Origin of the sequence: Streptococcus halichoeri (genome assembly GCF_019774635.1) — a bacterium.
GTDB lineage: Bacteria > Bacillota > Bacilli > Lactobacillales > Streptococcaceae > Streptococcus > Streptococcus halichoeri.
This window is the reverse complement of record NZ_CP081502.1, coordinates 98697-116254: the sequence shown is the minus strand read 5'-3', so window position 1 is coordinate 116254 and position 17558 is coordinate 98697. Positions and strand designations below refer to the sequence as shown.

At 44.2% G+C, this 17558-nt stretch carries 16 protein-coding genes and 1 pseudogene; 10 read left to right on the top strand and 7 right to left on the bottom strand.

All coding sequences use genetic code 11. The features are described 5' to 3' along the window. Window positions 1–34 precede the first annotated feature (34 nt). The gene (locus K5J94_RS00620) at window positions 35–331 is read right to left on the bottom strand and encodes a DUF4298 domain-containing protein (RefSeq protein WP_159564486.1); all 297 of its coding nucleotides are present in this window, start codon (window positions 329–331) and stop codon (window positions 35–37) included. Between the two features lie 374 nt (window positions 332–705). On the opposite strand from K5J94_RS00620, the gene K5J94_RS00615 reads away from it, so the two are divergent. From K5J94_RS00615 to K5J94_RS09710, 9 genes and pseudogenes are all read left to right on the top strand, one after another. Beyond that, on the top strand, window positions 706–915 hold the full coding sequence (locus K5J94_RS00615; RefSeq protein WP_159544471.1) for a TM2 domain-containing protein: 210 nt from the start codon (window positions 706–708) through the stop codon (window positions 913–915). A 172-nt stretch (window positions 916–1087) separates the two neighbouring features. Further along, the gene (locus tag K5J94_RS00610) at window positions 1088–1918 is read left to right on the top strand and encodes a KilA-N domain-containing protein (protein WP_221913153.1); all 831 of its coding nucleotides are present in this window, start codon (window positions 1088–1090) and stop codon (window positions 1916–1918) included. A gap of 198 nt (window positions 1919–2116) precedes the next feature. Next, window positions 2117–2866, top strand: a complete 750-nt coding sequence (locus K5J94_RS00605) for a tyrosine-type recombinase/integrase (protein ID WP_221913150.1) — start codon at window positions 2117–2119, stop codon at window positions 2864–2866. 94 nt (window positions 2867–2960) lie between these two features. Further along, window positions 2961–3431, top strand: a complete 471-nt coding sequence (locus tag K5J94_RS00600; protein WP_159721090.1) for a DUF3013 family protein — start codon at window positions 2961–2963, stop codon at window positions 3429–3431. Between the two features lie 69 nt (window positions 3432–3500). Next, entirely contained in the window at window positions 3501–4454 is a 954-nt protein-coding gene (prmA, locus tag K5J94_RS00595) for a 50S ribosomal protein L11 methyltransferase (RefSeq protein WP_221913147.1), read from the top strand. Further along, window positions 4454–5197: a 16S rRNA (uracil(1498)-N(3))-methyltransferase gene (locus K5J94_RS00590; protein WP_221913145.1), complete on the top strand. Its 744-nt coding sequence runs from the start codon at window positions 4454–4456 to the stop codon at window positions 5195–5197. Before prmA ends, K5J94_RS00590 begins: the two co-directional genes overlap by 1 nt. 1078 nt (window positions 5198–6275) lie before the next feature. Beyond that, window positions 6276–8462 carry a PTS transporter subunit IIBC gene (locus K5J94_RS00585; RefSeq protein ID WP_221913143.1) on the top strand — a complete coding sequence of 729 codons (2187 nt, stop codon included), beginning with the start codon at window positions 6276–6278 and terminating at the stop codon, window positions 8460–8462. Between the two features lie 77 nt (window positions 8463–8539). Continuing rightward, window positions 8540–9367: an endonuclease/exonuclease/phosphatase family protein gene (locus K5J94_RS00580; RefSeq protein ID WP_221913141.1), complete on the top strand. Its 828-nt coding sequence runs from the start codon at window positions 8540–8542 to the stop codon at window positions 9365–9367. 1366 nt (window positions 9368–10733) lie between these two features. After that, window positions 10734–10853, top strand: a pseudogene (locus K5J94_RS09710) (LPXTG cell wall anchor domain-containing protein); the annotation flags it as partial. A 403-nt stretch (window positions 10854–11256) separates the two neighbouring features. Here K5J94_RS09710 and K5J94_RS00570 read toward each other — a convergent pair. From K5J94_RS00570 to nrdI, 6 genes are all read right to left on the bottom strand, one after another. After that, window positions 11257–11649, bottom strand: coding sequence for a hypothetical protein (locus K5J94_RS00570; protein ID WP_221913139.1), 393 nt, complete (start codon window positions 11647–11649; stop codon window positions 11257–11259). Window positions 11650–11690: 41 nt separating this feature from the next. Then, window positions 11691–12161 carry a hypothetical protein gene (locus K5J94_RS00565; protein ID WP_221913136.1) on the bottom strand — a complete coding sequence of 157 codons (471 nt, stop codon included), beginning with the start codon at window positions 12159–12161 and terminating at the stop codon, window positions 11691–11693. 2 nt (window positions 12162–12163) lie between these two features. Further along, on the bottom strand, window positions 12164–12691 hold the full coding sequence (locus K5J94_RS00560; protein ID WP_221913134.1) for a hypothetical protein: 528 nt from the start codon (window positions 12689–12691) through the stop codon (window positions 12164–12166). Window positions 12692–12849: 158 nt separating this feature from the next. Further along, complete coding sequence (locus tag K5J94_RS00555) at window positions 12850–13176, bottom strand: hypothetical protein (protein WP_159564508.1); 327 nt, start codon at window positions 13174–13176, stop codon at window positions 12850–12852. A 294-nt stretch (window positions 13177–13470) separates the two neighbouring features. Continuing rightward, entirely contained in the window at window positions 13471–14517 is a 1047-nt protein-coding gene (locus tag K5J94_RS00550; protein WP_221913132.1) for a M42 family metallopeptidase, read from the bottom strand. A gap of 106 nt (window positions 14518–14623) precedes the next feature. Next, window positions 14624–15088, bottom strand: coding sequence for a class Ib ribonucleoside-diphosphate reductase assembly flavoprotein NrdI (gene nrdI / locus K5J94_RS00545; protein ID WP_159544439.1), 465 nt, complete (start codon window positions 15086–15088; stop codon window positions 14624–14626). A gap of 246 nt (window positions 15089–15334) precedes the next feature. Between nrdI and K5J94_RS00540 the strand changes: the two genes are divergently transcribed. After that, complete coding sequence (locus K5J94_RS00540; RefSeq protein WP_159564510.1) at window positions 15335–17554, top strand: RelA/SpoT family protein; 2220 nt, start codon at window positions 15335–15337, stop codon at window positions 17552–17554. The last annotated feature ends 4 nt before the right edge of the window (window positions 17555–17558 follow it).

Sequence of the window (17558 nt, the reverse complement as noted above, 5' to 3'; positions counted from 1 at the left end):
CTAGAGTGGCTTTGCCTAGGGCTGACACTAGCTGTTATAAGTCTTTATACATTTGAGTTGCCAGTGTCATGAGTCTGCCCAGCAATTCATTATGCTCTCCGATTAAGTTAAAAATCTGGTCCTCACTCAAGATGCCGTTTTTGACCGGCACATGGTCGTATTCGGCTAATTCTAGCCACTTGTCGCTGCCATAAAAATCACGGACATCCAGATAATCCTGGTAATGCTCTTCAAAGGCGTCAAGGCTTGACCTTAGCTGATTGAGGACGGGTAAAAAGTGATCATACTTCTCTTCATATGTTTCAATGATGGCAATATCTTGCTTATTCATGTGGTTTACCTCTTACTTTTACGATGATTACAGTCTATCTTATTTTTACCCAAAAAGCATCTGAAAAGGGTATCTGTCAGATTTTTCTAGCGACTTATGGGGCAAAATCAGTCCTTGGAGTGCTTTCTTAAATAAAGAAAAAAGATTTCGCTTTAGCAGCCTTTGTGATATAATCACCACAAGATACCCTATTTCTGCTACAGATGGTATGGCGGCTGCTTATGTGTGGCTTTAGCCAGCTGGAGCGAGCCAGCAGGAGGCATCAGCCTGATGCTCAGCTTGGCCTTTTGCCATTTTTGCTAAAGCTATCCAAAAACAGTCGATAGTAAGTAGACAAGATTTTGCACTTAGTGTTCATTAAGGAGGAAATACCGATGCCAAGAAAAGTAAACAAAGTGATTTATATTCTATTAGCCTTTTTCTTAGGTGGACTTGGTGTCCATAAATTTTATGCCGGACAAACAGGTCGAGGCATCCTATACCTAATCTTTAGCTGGACCTTCATTCCTCACTTTTTGGCTCTTATCAGTGCTATTTTGGCTCTCTTTAAGCCAGCTGATAGAGAAGGGAACTTCTATATTTAGCAGCCTAAGCGGAGTTGATTTGATGGTGCAAGGCAGCACTTAAGCCCACAGGCTCCTAAGCTCATAATATTTAGAAAGATTACAGGAAACATAATGGCAAAATTTGGCTTTTTATGTATTGACGAAATGGCGCTTTTGTCAATAAAGGAAATGTTAGAAAAGAATGTAAGATATGGTAAAAATTACGGCAAACGGGAGTGAAATTACACTACTTACAGATAATACTGACTACATCAGTTTGACTGATATTGCTAGGTACAGCAATCCAACTGAGCCTAAAGAGGTCGTCAAAAATTGGATGAGAAACAGAAACACAATTGAATTTCTAGGAGCATGGGAAAAGTTACACAATCCAAATTTTAAAGGGGTCGAATTCGACACCTTTAGAAATCAAGCTGGATTAAATAGTTTTACATTGTCTCCTCAAAAATGGATTTCTTCAACAAATGCAATCGGCATTACCTCACGTTCAGGACGTGGTGGAGGTACATACGCTCATTCCGATATTGCTTTTGAGTTTGCTTCGTGGATTTCCCCAGAGTTCAAACTCTACATCATACAAGACTACCAAATACTAAAGCAAGAGGAAGCTTATAAGAATCAAATTGAGTGGAGAGCCAATCGCTACCTATCTAAACTCAATTATGGTTTTCAAACTGATGCTGTTAAAGAACACATTGTTCCAACCATCACACCAGCCCAACAACGTTACGCTTATGCCAATGAAGCAGACCTTGTGAATGTCGCTGTCTTTGGGATGACTGCCAAGCAATTTCAAAAACAATTTCCAAATAAAGAAGGGAATCTAAGAGATAACGCTAGTATTGAGGAACTGCTGGTTATCAATAACATCCAATTACTCAATTCTGAAATGATAAAATCTGGAATTGATAGCCCAACTCGACTAAAAGAACTAAACCGAATAGCTAAAGAACAGTATCAAACCCTTGTTAACAATAATCAAAAAGCTCTTCAAGAATTGAAAAAATTAGATAACAAATAAAAAAGCCCTGCACTCAACTTTGGTCGGCGCTACTTTAGAATTATTGGTGAAGTTGACGGAAGTTTGACATCTAAATCATGACTATCTGATACCCACGCGCCAAATTCCACTATTTTCCAATATTTCAGTAACGCCAATTACTGACTTTACCTATCTAATTCCTTTACTTGCTTGTGGGTGGTTAGAAGAGGTAAGAATATGAAAATAACAGAATACAAAAAGAAAAACGGTACAATCGTTTATCGTGCTAGTGTTTATCTTGGTGTTGACCGGGTAACAGGTAAGAAAGCTAGGACCAGTGTATCAGGGCGAACCAAGAAAGAATTAAAGAATAATATCAAGTTAGCCAAGTATGAGTTTCAAGCGAACGGTCAGACGGCTTCAAAGAAAGTACAAGTTAAGACTTTTAAAGATTTAACTGCTATGTGGCTGATTAATTATAAAATGACCTTGAAGCCTCAAAGCTACAATAGTACGGTAAGCATGTTAAACAAGCATATCCTGCCTTATTTTGGTAAGATGACATTAGATAAAATCACCTCTAGTGATGTTCAAACGTTCATCAATGATTTATCAAAGAAGACTATTAATTATGTTAACGCTCGGTCAATCACAAACAGGATATTACAGCATGGTATCTTATTACAGTTAATTCAGTACAATCCTGCGCGTGATATTGTGTTGCCAAGGAAGTATTTTCATACATTCGTAAGACAAAGCGCTTTAGATAGAGTGTGTAGAGAAGCGGGTATACCTAGATTTACTTTTCATGCTTTTAGGCACACTCATGCCAGCTTCTTATTGAATGCTGGTATCAGTTATAAAGAATTACAATACAGATTAGGTCATGCAACCCTAGCCATGACTTTGGATGTCTATTCTCACTTATCCAAGGACAAAGAAAAAGAAGCAGTTTCATTCTTTGAAAAAGCAATAAATAGTATTTAGTACACAAAAAGGGACACAAAACATTTTTAAGTAAACGAATGAGGTCTTACAAAACCTTATATATCAGCGTTTAGAAAGATTAGGTATAAAAAAGATGGCAAAATTTGGCTTTTTATCAGTATTAGAAGAAGAGATGGACAAGTATTTTCACTATGATTATGCTATGGATTGGGATAAGAAAAATCATGCGGTTGAGCTGACTTTTATTTTAGAAGCCCAAAATAAAGAAGCTATCCAAACCATTGACGACAGTGGAGAAGTGACCCAAGACGACATTGTCTTTGAGGACTACGTGCTCTTTTACAACCCTGCCAAGTCTCAATTTGATGCAGCAGATTATTTGGTTACCATTCCTTTTGACGCTAAAAAGGGCTTCTCTCGTGAATTCTTAGCTTACTTTGCACAATTTCTCAACGATGTTGCTATTGAAGGGCACAGCGATTTAATGGATTTCTTAGCTGATGACAGCAAGGTTGATTTTGCTTTAGAATGGAACGCGCAAGCTTTTGAAGAAGGTCAACAAGGACTAGAAGAGGGGACACATTACCCTTACCCAAGGTACTAAGATGAAACACGAGATGATACAGTAGCCCAGAACCTAAAAAATGGTCAAAAACGAACAAGGAGTATCCATATGGAAACATGGCAAGAAGTGACGGTTCATGTGCATCGTGATGCGCATGAAGCAACTTCTAATATTTTAATTGAGGCAGGTAGTCAAGGCGTAGCCATTGCTGATAGTGCAGACTATATTGGTCAGGAAGATCGCTTTGGGGAATTGTACCCAGATATAGAGCAGTCAGAAGTAGTAGCGGTAACGGGTTATTTCCCAGATACCATGAATCTGACAGAGGTCCAAGCAAGCATTCAAGCAGGGCTACAAAGGCTCATGCATTCAGGTTTAGAAGTGGGGCCAGCCACTATTGAAAGCCATCAATTAGTAGAAGAAGACTGGGCTGAAAATTGGAAAAAATATTATGCGCCAGCTCGCATCACTCATGATGTGACCATTGTGCCCTCGTGGACTGACTACGCAGCCCAGCCACAAGAAAAAGTGATCAAGCTGGATCCGGGTATGGCCTTTGGCACAGGCACGCATCCCACAACCAAGATGAGCCTCTTTGCCCTGGAACAAGTTCTTCGCGGCGGTGAAACGGTCATTGACGTGGGCACAGGTTCTGGTGTCCTCTCCATTGCTAGTAGCCTCCTTGGCGCCAAAGCCATCTACGCTTATGATTTAGATGATGTGGCGGTGCGCGTGGCTCAGTCAAATATTGATTTGAACCCGGGTGGCGAAAAGATTCATGTGGCCACTGGCGACCTGCTTAAAGGCTGCGACCAAAAAGCAGACGTGATTGTCGCTAATATCTTGGCAGATATTTTGGTACAGCTAACTGATGATGCTTACCGCTTGGTCAAAGACGAGGGCTATCTAATCTTATCAGGGATCATTTCAGAGAAATTAGACCTGGTACTAGAAGCTGCTTTTAGCGCAGGCTTTTTCCTTGAAACCCATATGATACAAGGCGAGTGGAACGCCCTTGTCTTTAAAAAAACAGATGACATATCAGGAGTGATCGGCGGCTAATGCAACAGTATTTTATCAATAGCCCAGCAGTAACAGAGCTGACTATTAGCGACAAAGCGACCATTAAGCACATGTTTCACGTCATGCGCTTGAGCGAGGGAGACCAGGTGATCATCGTGTTTACTGACCACCAAAAATACTTGGCCCAGGTCACAGACAGTCAAGCTTACACCCTAGCAATCCTTGAGACTCTGACAGACAGCGTTGAGTTACCAGTTGAGGTCACCATTGCCTCGGGTTTCCCTAAGGGTGACAAGCTGGATTTGATCACCCAAAAGGTGACTGAGCTTGGCGCCCATGCTATTTGGGCTTTTCCTGCAGACTGGTCAGTGGTCAAGTGGGACAGCAAGAAACTCACCAAAAAAGAAGAGAAATTGGCTAAGATCGCCTTGGGAGCGGCCGAGCAAAGCAAGCGCAACCGGCTGCCAGCTGTCCGCTTATTCCCTCGTCAGGCTGATTTTTTAGCGCAGCTATCTGACTTTGACTCTATCTTGGTAGCCTATGAAGAAGCGGCTAAAAGAGGTGAGCAAGCAGCCTTAGCGCGAGCCTTTTCCCAAATCAAACCGGGTCAAAAGTTGCTCCTTATCTTTGGGCCAGAAGGGGGGCTTTCACCCCAAGAGGTCACTCAGCTAGAGGCGGCCGGTGCACAGCTAGTGGGTCTAGGCCCACGGATTATGCGGACAGAAACAGCGCCGCTCTATGCCTTAAGCGCCCTTAGTTATGCCCTTGAGCTACAAGGCTAAGGCTTTGTTAAAAGCCAAGCATTGATAGCTGGCAAACCACGTGCCTGAGAAAGATTGAGCAAGCAAGGTTGACTTGCGCAGTGCAATTATGCTTTCTTGTCAGTTTGCTCATCAGTAGGCTCGGAGCTAGACTTCTTAGATCAGCTGACAGGCCCGCGCCTTCTGCCCGGCTAGAACTCTAAACAGCGCATAGGCAGATTTTGCCCGCCGTTACCGTCCAGGTGGCGGTTTTTCTTGTTGGGATAAGTTTTCTATGAAGTTCAATTGGCTTTGGGCAGGAGTCTTTAGCAGCAAATACTTTTTATTTAAGTCTTGCTTTAGCCGGGTACAGCTTTTTTTGCTGAACACTAAAGCAGCGCCCCACTTATCTTTTTACCGTTTAAGACTTTTTAGGAGCATTTCAGGAAAAAGCAGTCGCCTCCTTCGATTTGCATGTTATACTGGCACTCTGACGTACTGTCAGAGCTGAAAATGATACTAGAGGAGATTGTTAACATGCATACAAAAATGAACCAGTTTGAGCTTTTAGATCCTATCGCCCTGTCACATGTGGCAGGAGGGGCAGACGAGTCTAAGTACTGCAGTCAGCCAGGCAAGCTGGCATATGTTAGAAATTGGCCTTTATATCATAGTGAGATTGTGCCAGACTCTATGCGTATAGTTCAGGTAAATACTTGTCTGGTTCATCAATCATCAGTAGCTTCAAGCCGCTAGGTGCGAGAAGGCTTTGTACTTGGTGCAGCGCCATTTGTTACACAAGGAGCAAGAGCTAGGCTGTTAAGGTCAACGACAGTTACCAAAGCCTCAATACAGTTATCAAAAGCTTGCCCAAAAGACTTGGAGCTGACTTATTTTGCTGTTTGCTTCCTAGCAGAACCAATTGACAGATAAGCGACTAAACGATAGCAAGGAGGTGCTCAGAAAAGTCACAGAAAGGTTTAAGAAAACGCTTTACAAATCGTGGCCAGGCAGGTATAATAAAAACACATAACGCAAACGCTTGCGTAAAACGATTACATACTTGTCGCTCAGAGCTTTTATAGCTGCTTGTAGCGCCTCGTTTTAAAGGAGAGGTCGAATGAAAGGATCATTCAAGCAACTGTTTAGTTTCGAATTCTGGCAAAAATTCGGAAAATGTCTCATGGTAGTTATTGCCGTTATGCCTGCTGCGGGTTTAATGGTTAGTATTGGGAATTCTATCCCACTGATTAACCCCCAGTCACAAACCTTGGTAACTATTGGTAATGTGATTGCTCAGATAGGTTGGGGCGTTATTGGCAATCTTCACCTCTTGTTTGCTTTAGCAATTGGTGGCAGCTGGGCGAAAGAACGAGCTGGTGGAGCTTTTGCTGCAGGTTTAGCCTTTGTCTTGATTAATCGCATTACTGGAGCTATTTATGGTGTCAATGCAGCCATGCTGGCTGACCCTAATGCCAAGATCAAGAGCTTTCTTGGGACCACGATGATTGTAAAGGACTACTTTACCAGTGTCTTGGAATCACCAGCCCTAAATACAGGGGTTTTTGTCGGCATCATTGCTGGTTTTGTTGGAGCTACTGCCTATAACAAATACTATAATTATCGCAAATTACCTGAAGTCTTAACTTTCTTTAATGGTAAACGTTTTGTGCCATTTGTGGTTATCTTACGTTCCACGCTAGTCGCACTTGGCTTAGCGCTCATCTGGCCCTTGATCCAATCAGGAATTAATGGCTTTGGCATGTGGATTGCTTCTTCGCAAGATTCTGCCCCAATCCTGGCTCCTTTCTTATATGGAACCCTGGAACGGCTCTTATTGCCATTTGGCCTGCACCATATGTTGACCATTCCCATGAACTACACTGCTTTGGGTGGTACCTATGAGGTTATGACCGGAGCAAGTGCTGGTACTAAGGTGTTTGGCCAAGACCCACTTTGGTTAGCCTGGGTTACAGATTTGGTTGGCTTGAAAAGTTCAGGCCAAACAGAAGCCTATCATCATTTAATGACCAGCGTCACTCCGGCTCGTTTTAAAGTTGGGCAAATGATTGGTGCTACAGGGACGCTCATGGGGGTTGCTTTAGCCATGTATCGCAATGTCGACCCAGATAAAAAAGCCAAGTATAAGATGATGTTCATCTCGGCTGCGGCAGCTGTTTTCCTTACTGGGGTCACCGAGCCTTTGGAATACATGTTCATGTTTGCAGCTATGCCACTTTACTTGGTCTATGCGCTGGTACAAGGGGCCTCCTTTGCCATGGCCGATCTTGTGCACTTGCGGGTGCATTCCTTTGGTAATATTGAGTTGTTGACTCGGACACCGATGGCCATCAAGGCCGGTCTTGGCATGGATTTGCTTAACTTTGTCTGGGTGTCACTCCTCTTTTTTGCCATCATGTATGTCATTGCCGATTTTATGATTAAGAAAATGCATCTGGCGACAGCTGGCCGCCTTGGTAACTATGATGCAGATATGCTAAGTGAGACAGAGTCTGCTACTAAAGCAGGCCCGGTCGCTGCTGCTGATTCACAAATTGTAAAGATTATTTCTTTGTTGGGCGGCCCTGACAATATTGCTGACGTGGATGCCTGCATGACTCGCCTGCGCGTGACGGTCAAAGAACCTGCTCAGGTTGGTGTTGAAGACCTTTGGAAAAAAGCTGGCGCTATGGGCTTGATTGTCAAGGGCAATGGTGTGCAAGCCGTATATGGGCCAAAAGCTGATATTTTAAAATCAGATATTCAAGATTTATTGGATTCTGGGGCGATTATTCCAGCTGCTGACTTCTCAAGCAGCCAAACAGCCCAATCTAGCAGCCACATTAAGCATGCCAAAGAAACCATTCTCAGTGTTGCTGACGGAGAAGTTATGCCCATTACGGCAGTAGATGATCAAGTCTTTGCTGGCAAGATGATGGGTGATGGCTTTGCAGTAGAACCTAGCAGCGGGCATATTTATGCCCCCGTTACTGGCCTGGTTACTAGCGTCTTTCCGACCAAGCATGCCTTTGGTTTACTTACTGATAATGGTTTGGAAGTTCTGGTTCATGTGGGGTTGGATACGGTTGCTTTAAATGGCGCACCTTTCTCTGTGAAAGTTACAGAAGGGCAACGTGTGGCTGCAAGTGAGCTTTTGGTAGTGGCAGACCTAGCCGCTATCCGCTCGGCCAACCGCGAGACAACAGTAGTTGTCGTCTTTACCAACCAAACGGACATTCAAGCAGTCCAACTGGACAAGACCGGCAAACAAGCCGCCAAAACAGCTGTAGCAACTGTCCAACTATAGGCAAAAAGAGTGATAGATTCTCTGCATGTGGCAGGCTATCACTCTTCTTGTTCAACTAAAGTTAAGGAGAAATAGAAATGATGAAATGGCTCACCATCAATACCCATTCATGGATGGAAGTCAATGCTTTGAAAAAATTATTTGACCTGGCAGAGCATATTTTAGCTCAGGATTATGATGTTATTTGCCTACAAGAGATTAACCAATTAACAGATAGCAGTCCAGCAATCAATTGTTATGATTATCTCGCAATTGAAGGGACACCGATTATTCATCGGGACAACTACGCCCTGCTTTTGGTCACCTACCTGCAAAAGCACGGCCGATCTTACTACTGGTCTTGGACCTATAATCACATCGGCTATGACATTTACCAAGAAGGCGTAGCTATTCTCTCAAAAACGCCCTTCACCCCAGAGAGCCTGCTCATTTCAGAAGTGGATGATCCTTTGGACTACCACACCCGGCGCGTGCTCATTGCCAAGACACAGCTGGACGGCCAGGCAGTGACTTTTGTCAGCCTGCACGCTTCTTGGTATGAAAAAGGCTTTGCCAAGGAATGGGCAAAACTCGAGCAGCGTCTCAAGCAAATAGATGGACCGCTCGTTTTGATGGGGGACTTTAACAACCCCACCGATTTGGCTGGTTACCGCCTGATGATGGCTAGCGACTTGCAGCTCCAAGACAGCCATCAGATAGCCCATGTGTCCCTTGGGGATCATAGCATCTTAGCTGCTATTGATGGCTGGCAAGATAGCAAAGAACCCTATAAGATTGACCATATCCTCACCAGTGCAGACTTTTACATTGAACGCTCCGCCATTACCTTTGATGGCGGCCAGGCCCCGATCGTTAGCGACCACTATGGCCTAGAAGTCGAAGCAGATTGGGCCTCCTCCAGCTAAGTCTAAGAGAAATCGCCCAGCTAGCAGTCAGCTCAGGCGCAAAGGGAAAAAGCAGGAGTCAGCAAAAGAGCGTGCGACCACAGTCCCGCGACAGTTGGCCTTGCTACAGAGCAGTTCACAAAAAAGGCAAAATCATCATTGCAGACCTCAGGGATTGCTGACTTTAAGTCTGTGCGAGCTTGGGGAACGCCTACAAGTCGCCCTAATCCGGTGTTTTTGCCGACATGATGTAGCCAACCATAAATTTCTCATCCCGCTATTTTTTGGCAATCTTTTATTAATCAAAAACTAATTAAAATCAAATAAAAGCGGCCTTTTCTCGCTTCCTCGAACAGACTATAATGAGGACGAACCTAGCGGTAGACTCACCTATCGCTCGTCAATCATATGCTGATTGGCCTAAGGATTTTAGAGGAGAAAAGGAAGAAAAATGAAAAAAGAAACAGCTAAAAAAACGCTCTGCCGCCAAGTTCTCACCAGCAGCTTGCTAGCAGCCAGCCTCTTTGGTGCAGCAAGCGTGGGGACAACTGCGCATGCAGCTCCGGTGTTTGTTAAAGAAGACAAAAATTACGATCAAATTTTGAAAGAACGTGATGCTAGTCAAGAGAAACTAGCGAAAAAAACTGAGCAAAATAAGACTCTGAGAGAAAAAGTTGACAGACTAAAAGAAGTCAAGAAAAAATTAAGAACTAAGCTTGAAGATACTGAAAGAAATAGAAAATCAGGTCTTGATGAAATTGGCCGCTTGTTGGGTGAGCGTGCTACCCTTGAGCAACAATTAGCAACTGTTACCGAAGATGCTAAACGACGTGGTGAAGCAGCTGCTGAAGAGATTGGTGAGCTCCTGCACAAGCGTGAAGCTTTAGAGCAAGAATTAGCGACCAACAAAGAAGACGCTGCAAGACGCGCAGACTCAGCTGCCCAAGAAATTGGTGACCTCCTTAAACAAAGGGACGAACTTGATCAACAGCTCGCTGCTGCTAAAGAAAAACAAGCTGCCGACCAAGCTACCTACGACCGTTTGCTTGAGTCAGCTAAACATGACTTGGCCGCAAAAGACGCCCAAATTGAGCAATTAAAAGCTGAACAAGCTAAAGCGCTTGAAGAAGCACAAGCACAAAACCAAGCCCTTCAAGCAAACCAAGAAGAGCTCAATAAAAAATTAGCAGTACTTGAACAACAACTAGCCGATAAGACAAAAGAACTTGAGGACATGAAAAAAGCTCAAGAAACACCTAAAGGATCTGAGGCTCCAGCTGCACCACAAGGTAAAGCACATCAAGCTGCAGATACCAAAGGCAAGATGGGCAGAGCTAACCACGCATCAGCTCCTCAAGTTGGACCGATGGCACCAAGTATGGACAACAAGGCTGCACAATTACCATCAACTGGTGAAGCAGCAAGCAACCCATTCTTTACAGCTGCAGCTCTAACCGTTATGGCTTCTGCTGGGATTCTTGCTCGCAAACGCAAAGAAGAAAACTAAGGCTTAACCAGATAGCTAGCTTGCTAGCCCTGCCTGCCTAGTCCTTAAGATAAAACAAAAAAAGAAGACATCACCAACTTGCTTAGCAAGCTGCTAGATGTCTCTTTTTTGTGTGCCTGGCCCTGGTTCAACTGAGTCCTATCAAGCCAGCTAACTTTTCCTGGTGGGGAGTCAGCCACAAAAAGGTTGGCTTTTCAAACGGCGCTTGTTAAGCCTTTTGAGCCTAAACCAGCGTGCCAGCCTTGGTAAACAACTATTATAGAGAGAGTACGAGGCCCCAGCACAAAGCTTTTAGAGGCGCATTATTTGGCTTTTGAGCAAATGGCTGCGCTGAGCGGCTCGGCTCGGCCAGCCGCTCACGTTCGCAGGAAAATAGGCTAAGCCTGAGTGGTTGGATTAGTGGTTATTGTTGACCGTTTAAGAATTTTTTGTACTGATTGAGCAAATCTGTTAATTCACTCGTATCAGTGAGTTTGTCTTCTAAATCACGTGTGGGAAATTCGTTCTTTTGATACCAGTCATAGTGACGTGTTCTAAAGCTGCTAATCATAAAAGGAATTTCCTTTTCTAGGCTGTCCATGTCTATCTCTGCCGTTGCAGGGCCACTGTTGTCCTGAAATTTTTTCTTTAATTGCTCTTTTGTATCTTTGATTTTTTGGCGAAGCGTATTTGTATCGCTCATAGACTGCACAGTCATTGTACCTTGTTCAGCAGCAGAAGCGCTAGTTACTTGTGTTAGGCTAAATAGGCTTGTTAAGGCAAGCACAGTTAGTGCAGCGATTGATTTTTTGTTCATGTTGTTGTTTCCTTTATTATTTGTAGTTATACGTTGAATTACTATACTAGCTTTTCATAATATTCGTTTTCATAATGGTCTACGAGCTTTTGTAGAAACTCATCAGCTAATTTAGCAGCTTCTTCTTTTGACTTGCCAAACTTTTCAAATTGTTCTTTAGTAAGGCTATCTTCCAATTCTCGCGCATAAAAGTTCCCGTCTCTATCAGTGCTACCATATTTTTCTTTCCAGACTACACCCTCACCAAACCTAGCTTTAGCGATGAATTCTGCTTCTAGTTTTTCGAGTTTGTCAATAGCATCTGTCCATTTAGTACCTTGGTCACGAAAACGTTGCTCTAATAATTTTTTAAAGTATTTAATTTCTCGGAGGTATGTTGTGGCGTCAATAGTCGGGATAGGGTATTTTGAAGCTTGGCTAGCAGAAGCACTTACTACTTGTGTCAGGCTAAAGAGACCCATCAAAGTAAGGACAGTTAGCACAGTGATTATTTTTTCATTTTTCCCTTTCATTTTTATAATTTTGTTTGATAAAACTCCATTAATTTATGTAGATATTCATCAGCTAATTTAGCAGCTTCCCCATCACTTTTTTCAAATTTTTTAAATTGCTCTGTTGTGAAACTATCCTCTAGTTCACCAGCAAAATAGTTAGTGTCTGGAGCAGAGCGACTATATCCTTCTTTCCATACAATATTTTCTTCGGATCTTTTATTATTTTTGAGAAATTCAGTTTCTAAGTTTTCTATTTTGGTCAACATATCAATTCGATTATGACTTTGTCCAAAAAATTTTTGCATTAGCAAAGTTTTAAATAGTTTGATTTCTCGACGATACGTAGAAATGGAAATTTCATGTTGGGTAATTTGATGTTGAGTATAATCATCAGCTGAAACACTTGTTACTTGTGTTAGGCTAAATAGGCTGGCTAAGGCAAGGGCAGCTAGAGAAGCAATTGCTTTTTTGCGGAACTGTTTCATGTGAATTACCTTACTTTCTTTGTTAGACTTTAAAAACGGCGCCGTTTCTTTTGCTTCTAACACCTTTATTATACTATGGAGGACTATTGCAAGTAAACCCTTTCATTAAAATTTACGCTAATCAAAAACTCATAAATTAATAAAAAATAAGCCTTTTAAAAGGCTCATTAAGGATCGGTTTTTATAATTTAAATTATAGTAGCAAGCCTAGTCATTTGCTTTTAGTTAGCTTTGTTAGTTTTTGAAGTTGAATGATAATGGATTAGCAAATCTCCCAAAACTGCATCTGAGAGTTGCTCCTCTAAATCGTGATCAGCGTCTTCCCAATAAATCCCCGTTTTTTGGGCAAATTGTTTTTCGACTTGTTGTGCTGTAAGACTATTTGGGAGATGAGTTTTATAAATTTTAATAAACCCACGATACAAATCAACAGTAGTTGGGTCCCATTTAGTTGTGTCGGCAGAAGCAGTTGACACTTGTGTTAGGCCAATGCCTGCTAGGGCAAGGACTGCCACTGTAGCGATTGCTTTTTTCTTGACTATTTTCATTTTAGTTACCTTCTTCTCCATATTTGCTAGTTAGCAAACTTGGCGCCGTTTTTCTACCTAACAGGATTTATTATACTAGAAGGTTCTCCTAAAGGTAAGGGTTTAATGAGTTCAAAATTAGTAAATATTAATAAATTAGTAATTAATTATAAAATCCACTAAACAAGCTCCTTGCCGCGTCGAGCTTTAAGGCGTGAGCCCAGGCTTTTGCTCGTTTTGCTCTGCTCGGCCCAGTCCCTGCAAGCCAACCAAAAAACCTCCACAAGGCTTTGAGGAGGTAGCAGTGCCTGCTGGTTAGGGCTTGATGCCTAGCATGGGGCTTTGGAGGTAGGCGTCGACCAGTCGCTCTGTGGCCTGGACCGAGTCCGTGTGTGTCCGCTCATAGGAGTGGCTGGACTCTATTCCTGCACCCAGAAGGGCATGGCGGACTTCGGCACCTGCGCGCATTGCGGCTGAAGCGTCTGAGCCATAGTAAGGATAGATGTCTAGCTTATAGGGAATCGCTTGCGCCTGAGCCAGCGCCACCAGATGCTGGCGTAGGTCATAGTGGTAGGGGCCAGAGGCATCTTTGACACAGATGGAGACGGTGTATTCATCTGTGGCTTGGTCATCACCCATAGCTCCCATGTCCACTGCCAAGTATTCAAGGGTTTGCGGCGGCAGACTCGAATTAGCCCCGTGTCCGACTTCTTCGAAGGCGGAAAAGTAAAAGTGGGTCGTATAAGGCAGGGTGATCTGCTTGGTCTTGTAGTCTTGTAAGAGTTTCATCAAGATAGCAGCAGAGACCTTATCATCTAAGTGCCGGGACTTGATAAAGCCGGTCTCAGTCACCACCACCCGTGGATCAAAGGAAATAAAATCTCCAACCTCGATGCCTAGAGCGGCTGTTTCTTCTGCTGTTGTGACCTTTTCATCTAGCCGCACTTCCATGTTGGCCTGATTGCGCTCAGCTGTACCGGCATCCTTGTAGACATGCACGGAGGTTTGATGCATGAGGATGGTGCCAGAAATCTCCTGGCCGGTCTTAGCCACATGCACAGTGCAGTTTTCACCTTCAATGGCATTGTAAACAAAGCCACCCACCAAGTCCAGCTTGAGCCGGCCGTCAGGCTTGATCGCTCGCACCATGGCACCCAGCGTATCCAGATGCGCCGTCACCACCCGCCGGTGCTGGTCGTCTTGCCCTTGCACTGTAACCATCAAGCCGCCCTTAGCCGTCAAAATCGGCTCATAGCCAAAGGCCTGTAATTCTGATGCCACATATTGCATAATCTTGGCCGTAAAGCCTGTCGGCGAGGGGATATTAGCTAAGCTAGTAATATAAGAAACCGTTGTTTGCATGCGAACTCCAATCTACACAAAAGTTTTCCTTATCATTATAGCATGGTTAATAGTAGAACTAAACCCTCACTGACCCTAGGCCAGCAAGTTCTTAGAGTGACTAGGGCTAACTGTGGGCGCTGATGAATCGGTCTTGCTCTGCCAATATCACCGCTGCTAAACGCTCAATATCAGCTGAGGTTCCCCGCATCTCAAAATCCCCAAGCATAGGAAATCCAAAGCGTTGATGGTATTGCTTGGCTGTTAAGCAATATTGGTGGTTGAAATTGCGATTGCCTGAACCGATAATGCCAAAACACCGCTTGGCATTGTCGTGGGCTGCGATGAAGTCGCCAAGCGGCGTTGTCAGAATTTCCACATCGCCAGAATCTAGGCCGTTGCCGCCTTCGAGATAGGTGGGCAAAATCGCTACAAAGGGCTCGGTCACCTTGAAAGTCTGGTGATTTAAGGTTTTAATATTGATGGCCCTGGTCTCAACGCCATATGTTTGCTTGAGATAATCTGTTAGCCGGTTAACAAAACTCAGCGTGTTGCCACTGAGGCTAATAAATACAATCGTTACTCTTGACATGTGGCCTCCTATTACTATATCTTGTTGTTAACTTACAGTTTAGCACAATATATAGGGCTTAACAAGGCTGAGCTAGGCTGTATCTCATAGCTCTAGGGCCCTGAGGATGTGAGCTGGGCCTTAGAGCTAGCTTTGCGATGAAACAAAACAGGCCCCGTAGGGGAGGAACCCCACATAAAAGAAATGTCCTTTTGCTTTTGCAGTGAAAGTGTTAAAATAGGAGAAAGTATTTTTAATGAGGAAAACATGGTTAAAGAGATTAACTTAACAGGTGAAGACGTCATTGCGATGACGGCCAAGTACATGAGCGAAAGCGATGTGGCCTTGGTTCAGTTTGCCTTAAACTACGCGACGGCTGCCCATTATTACCAAGTCCGTCAATCCGGTGAGCCCTATATCATCCACCCCATCCAGGTTGCCGGTATTTTGGCTGGCTTGCAGCTGGATGCTGTCACTGTTGTCTGTGGCTTTTTGCATGATGTGGTCGAAGACACCGACATTACCTTAGATAATATTGAGACCGACTTTGGCAAAGATGTGCGTGATATTGTAGATGGGGTTACCAAGCTTGGTAAGGTTGAGTATAAATCACATGAAGAACAGCTAGCTGAGAATCACCGCAAGATGCTCATGGCCATGTCTAAGGACATCCGGGTAATCTTGGTTAAACTTGCTGATCGCTTGCATAATATGCGCACGCTTAAGCATCTGCGCAAGGATAAAAAAGAGCGCATTTCACGTGAGACCATGGAGATTTATGCTCCTTTGGCCCATCGCTTGGGGATTAGTCGCATTAAGTGGGAGCTAGAAGACTTGGCCTTTCGTTACCTCAACGAGACCGAATTTTACAAGATTTCCCATATGATGCGGGAAAAACGCCGCGAGCGTGAAGCCCTGGTAGATGAGATTGTCGCAAAGATCATCGCCTATACCAATGAACAAGGGCTTTATGGGGAAGTTTATGGCCGGCCTAAGCACATCTACTCCATCTACCGCAAGATGCGTGACAAGAAGAAGCGTTTTGACCAAATCTTTGACTTGATTGCCATTCGTTGTGTTATGGAAACGCAAAGCGATGTCTATGCCATGGTTGGCTACATCCACGAATTGTGGCGGCCCATGCCTGGCCGCTTTAAAGACTACATTGCTGCTCCAAAAGCCAATGGCTATCAGTCCATCCACACCACAGTCTATGGGCCCACAGGTCCTATTGAGATCCAGATCAGAACGCAGGAAATGCACCGCGTGGCTGAATACGGGGTAGCAGCCCACTGGGCCTACAAAAAAGGCATGAAGGGCAAGGTTAGCCCGCTTGACCAAAAGGTCGGCATGAACTGGATCAATGAACTAGTCGAGCTGCAGGATGCCTCCAATGGCAATGCTAAAAACTTTGTGGATGCGGTCAAGGAGGAAATCTTCTCTGAACGCATCTATGTCTTTACACCTACAGGCGCTGTTCAGGAATTGCCCAAAGACTCAGGCCCGATTGATTTTGCCTATGCCATCCACACCCAGGTGGGCGAAAAAGCTGTGGGCGCCAAGGTTAATGGCCGGATGGTGCCGCTCACAGCTAAGCTAAAGACCGGCGATGTGGTTGAGATTGTGACCAACCACAACTCCTTTGGCCCTAGTCGGGACTGGATTAAGCTGGTTCGGACCAACAAGGCCCGCAATCGCATTCGACAGTTCTTTAAAAATCAGGACAAGGAATTGTCCATCAATAAAGGGCGCGAGCTCTTGGTCAGCTATTTTCAAGAGCAGGGCTATATTCCTAATAAATACTTAGATAAGAAAAGGATCGAAGAAGTCCTACCAAGGCTCAGTGTCAAAAGCGAAGAGGCCCTCTATGCTGCCGTTGGTTTTGGTGACATTAGTGCGATTGCGGTCTTTAATAAATTAACCGAAAAAGAACGCCGCGAAGAAGAGCGGGCAAAGGCAAAGGCTGAGGCCGAGGAATTAGTCAATGGCGGGGGTGTTGTCCAGCATAATCGCGATGTGCTTAAGGTCCGTAGCGAAAATGGCGTCATCATCCAGGGGGCGACTGGCTTACTGATGCGGATTGCCAAGTGCTGTAATCCAGTGCCTGGTGACCCGATTGAAGGCTATATTACCAAGGGTCGTGGCATTGCCATCCACCGTGCTGACTGCCATAATATCAAGTCGCAAGAAGGCTATGAGCAGCGCTTGATTGACGTCGAATGGGACATGGCCCATTCTAGCCAGGAATACCAAGCTGAGATTGACATTTATGGTCTAAATCGCAGTGGCCTTCTCAATGATGTCTTGCAGATCCTCTCTAATTCAACCAAGAGCATCTCGACCCTTAATGCCCAGCCATCCAAAGACATGAAGTTTGCGAATATCCACGTCAGCTTTGGCATTCCCAACCTAGCTCATCTCACTACCGTCGTCGAAAAAATCAAAGCCGTACCCGACGTTTATAACGTTAAGCGCACCAACGGCTAGACGA

Excerpts from the sequence above, each read along its gene's own strand:
- nrdI (WP_159544439.1), bottom strand. The coding sequence starts at position 15,088 with ATGTCAAGAGTAACGATTGTATTTATTAGCCTCAGTGGCAACACGCTG.
- K5J94_RS00590 (WP_221913145.1), top strand. The coding sequence starts at position 4,454 with ATGCAACAGTATTTTATCAATAGCCCAGCAGTAACAGAGCTGACTATT.
- K5J94_RS00540 (WP_159564510.1), top strand. The coding sequence starts at position 15,335 with ATGGTTAAAGAGATTAACTTAACAGGTGAAGACGTCATTGCGATGACG.
- K5J94_RS00620 (WP_159564486.1), bottom strand. The coding sequence starts at position 331 with ATGAATAAGCAAGATATTGCCATCATTGAAACATATGAAGAGAAGTAT.
- K5J94_RS00550 (WP_221913132.1), bottom strand. The coding sequence starts at position 14,517 with ATGCAAACAACGGTTTCTTATATTACTAGCTTAGCTAATATCCCCTCG.
- K5J94_RS00580 (WP_221913141.1), top strand. The coding sequence starts at position 8,540 with ATGATGAAATGGCTCACCATCAATACCCATTCATGGATGGAAGTCAAT.
- prmA (WP_221913147.1), top strand. The coding sequence starts at position 3,501 with ATGGAAACATGGCAAGAAGTGACGGTTCATGTGCATCGTGATGCGCAT.
- K5J94_RS00600 (WP_159721090.1), top strand. The coding sequence starts at position 2,961 with ATGGCAAAATTTGGCTTTTTATCAGTATTAGAAGAAGAGATGGACAAG.
- K5J94_RS00610 (WP_221913153.1), top strand. The coding sequence starts at position 1,088 with ATGGTAAAAATTACGGCAAACGGGAGTGAAATTACACTACTTACAGAT.
- K5J94_RS00555 (WP_159564508.1), bottom strand. The coding sequence starts at position 13,176 with ATGAAAATAGTCAAGAAAAAAGCAATCGCTACAGTGGCAGTCCTTGCC.
- K5J94_RS00585 (WP_221913143.1), top strand. The coding sequence starts at position 6,276 with ATGAAAGGATCATTCAAGCAACTGTTTAGTTTCGAATTCTGGCAAAAA.
- K5J94_RS00565 (WP_221913136.1), bottom strand. The coding sequence starts at position 12,161 with ATGAAAGGGAAAAATGAAAAAATAATCACTGTGCTAACTGTCCTTACT.
- K5J94_RS00615 (WP_159544471.1), top strand. The coding sequence starts at position 706 with ATGCCAAGAAAAGTAAACAAAGTGATTTATATTCTATTAGCCTTTTTC.
- K5J94_RS00605 (WP_221913150.1), top strand. The coding sequence starts at position 2,117 with ATGAAAATAACAGAATACAAAAAGAAAAACGGTACAATCGTTTATCGT.
- K5J94_RS00570 (WP_221913139.1), bottom strand. The coding sequence starts at position 11,649 with ATGAACAAAAAATCAATCGCTGCACTAACTGTGCTTGCCTTAACAAGC.